We start from the raw sequence: 3,169 nt of genomic DNA, 5'->3' as shown, positions 1-3,169 counted from the left end.
AATTTATACCAATCCTCATCAAATTCAGGGTAAATATATGAAAAATATTCATTGTTTGATTCTATTTTATATGCAGAACTATAATCATCATTCGGCTCATAAGGATTGTCTATCTCTATGTAAAATGTTTTGTCTTGTGAAACAGTTGTTTTTGTGTTATTGTCATAATAACTGATTGTAAGAACTGCTTCAATTTTATTAATGCTTATGGGCGTGAAATTCAAATCAACTGTGCCAACCTGATTCGTATTGAGCGATGAAAAATACGGCCCGAGATCACCGTTAACGGATTCTCCGTAAATTGTTTCTAATGATTTAAGTGTTATACTGATACCATTAACATCATCCCCTCTATTCTTAAATGCAAACTGAACGGCTATTTCCTGACCCAAATTTATCATATCAACTTTGCCGTTTTTATCACTTCCGTCATCACCATCGCCATTCTTGGTGTTATGCAGAATAAACTTGTATGGCAAAACCATGTCCATATCGTCATTATCAACAATTACGCCATCATAAGGCACTGCATTTAATCCTTCATATTCATCACCTGCATTTGCATTGCGGTTGCTGTAATCTTGTTTGAAGTAATAAACAGGAACAATATAATCCGGTGACGTAACTTTTGACGGTTTAAAATAGTTATTCAACATATAACAAAAAAGCCCACCAGTCCAACTTATAACTTTTGGGAATAAATATTCTGCCATACTTTTGCCATCACTATCACTTAAAGTGTTTTGTGTGTTATAGTCCTTATATTTACTTTTTGTTGTTGTTGACATATTGATTATGAAATCATCAAAATTTGTTCCATAAAAAGGTTCATTTGGAATTATAAAATCAGGATCACCAGTGATAGATGTATCACCATATCTCCCGTGTTGTTGGCAATAATTCTCATAAGGGTCGCCGCCGGTATGTGCCTGGAGAAGAACATGTGCCGGTGAACTCATATCCTGCACCAAATGCGCTATTCGTCCCAAATACCAGTATGCTTCAACTTTCCTGCCTTGTGCATAATATGATGCGGCTATCGGCAGAAGTTCATTTGACCATGTCTTTGCATCTTTCCATTCAACTAAAAGAAAATACAGCCCTTTCCCTGTGTCAGGATTGTAAAAATGTGTAAGTGTTTCTTCATAAGGATATGAATAGCCATCTTCATCTATGCTTCCTTGAATAAGATATGATTTGTAATCTGAATCAGTTATTTCTTGTGTAGTGGCGGTAAAAACGGGTAGGGTTAATGCTTTATCACAAATCCATGGATGTGTCAATTTACTACTCGGACTCGTATGTAGACCATAGACATATTTTGATGATATTGTCATCATAGTACTGACAAAAAGAATTGTGTTTATAGCACGTTTGTTCATAATATAACTAAAACATTAAATTGACATTCAATGACGTCTCACCTAGAATTCTTCCTTCAATGATAATTGTCGGATTACCAAGTTTATCAGGAATTTTTATCCCAATTATTATATTGTATGGGTTGGCTGTCTTGAATTCCAATTTAGATACCCCGCGCAATGTCCTTGTTGATTGATAACTATATATTGTGTAATTTAATTTAATTTTTGATGAGTTATATCCTACGCCACCGTAATATATCTTTTTTGAAATGCTTTTGTTGAACAATAAATTTAAAGATACTTCTTCTATTGTTCCTTCCAAAGTATATTTGCTATTATACCCATCAACAAATTCATTAATTGGCTTCACGCCCTCTTCGGGAAAATTTTTTAGGATAATGCCCCATTGGAAATTATTATATGAAATTGAATAGTTCCCTCGGGTATTTACTTTTATTTTTGAGGTTTTTATTATATCCACATCAATTCCTGTACCCAAAAGCAATCCATGATTACCTGTAAAAAACCAATCTGTGAAGTATCGAATCCTCAAAGTATCAGAACTATATGTATAATTTTTAACATTCATTTCTGTATTTTGAAATCCTATTTTCACATTAGGCGAAAATCTGCCAATTTCTAAATAACTTAATAATGTCAGATTGAATCTCCTTTTAAATTCGCCAATTGGTTCCTGGTTTTTATCATAATCAAAATATTTTGTCCCATATGCCACATTACCATTCGAAACATCATACATATATAACCAATTTGGCAAATAAACTGCATTCAAATTGCTATTAAAAAGATAATTTGTTTCAATTCCCAAAATTATTTTTACCTTTTTCTTATTTTGTGTTGATAGATTATCAGTTTTTGTGTCTGATTGCGATACTGGCATTGTTTCAGGGGGTTGTGAAAATACTAAATTTGATGACATAAATAATAGTAAAATCATAATTGATATTTTTATCATTCAAAATACCCTTTCGTTATAAAATTTAACTACCATCTTCATCTATGCTTCCTTGAACAAGATATGATTTGTAATCCGAATCGGTTATCTCTTGCGAAGTGAAAACGGATAACGTTAATGTTTGACTAGAAATCCACGAATGTGTTAATTTATTATCGGGAGTCGTATGAAGACCATAAATGTGTTTTGATGAAATTGCTGAAATAATAATGAGTAAAAGAATTGTTCTAAAAAAAGGTTTATTCATACCATCATTCAAACATTATATTGGCTCTTAACGATGTCTCGCCTAAAAATCTTCCTTCAATTATAATTATAGGGTTGCCAAGATTATCGGGAATTTTAATGCCAATTATTACATTGTATGGGTTGGCTGTTTTGAATTCCAATTTGGATATCCCTCGTAATAATTCTGTTGAGTGATAGATATATATTGTGTAATTTAATTTAATAAGCGAATAATTATATCCAATACCGCTATAATATGTATTTCTTGAAATGTTTTTGTTTAACAACAAATTAAAAGATATGTCTTCTATTGTACCATCTAAAATATATTTACTATTATACCCTCCAACAAATTCATTAATTGGCATTATGCCTTCTTCCGGAAAATTTTTTAGAGTAGTACTCCATTGAAAATTATTATATGAAATTGAATAGTTACCCCGGGTATTTACTTTTATATTTGAAATTCTCATTAAACTCACATCTAATCCTGCACCCAAAAGCAATCCTGGATTGGCACTAAAAAACCAATCTGCAAAATATTGGTTCTTCAACTTATCAGAATTATACGTATAATCTCTAATTTTCATTTCTGTATTTT

At 31.7% G+C, this 3,169-nt stretch carries 3 protein-coding genes; all 3 read right to left on the bottom strand.

Annotated elements, in window-relative coordinates; translation table 11 throughout:
• The coding region (locus AB1349_13225) for a zinc dependent phospholipase C family protein (protein ID MEW6558285.1) at positions 1-1,340 on the bottom strand (1,340 nt) is incomplete at its 3' end.
• Between the two features lie 49 nt (positions 1,341-1,389).
• Positions 1,390-2,340 (bottom strand): hypothetical protein, encoded by a 951-nt coding sequence (locus AB1349_13220; protein ID MEW6558284.1) that lies wholly within the window; start codon positions 2,338-2,340, stop codon positions 1,390-1,392.
• A gap of 251 nt (positions 2,341-2,591) precedes the next feature.
• Positions 2,592-3,169, bottom strand: a 578-nt coding sequence (locus AB1349_13215; protein ID MEW6558283.1) for a hypothetical protein, incomplete at its 5' end; no start/stop codon positions are given.

The sequence above is a fragment of the Elusimicrobiota bacterium genome (assembly GCA_040757695.1).
GTDB lineage: Bacteria > Elusimicrobiota > UBA8919 > UBA8919 > UBA8919 > JBFLWK01.
This window is presented reverse-complemented; position numbering and strand designations above follow the sequence as displayed.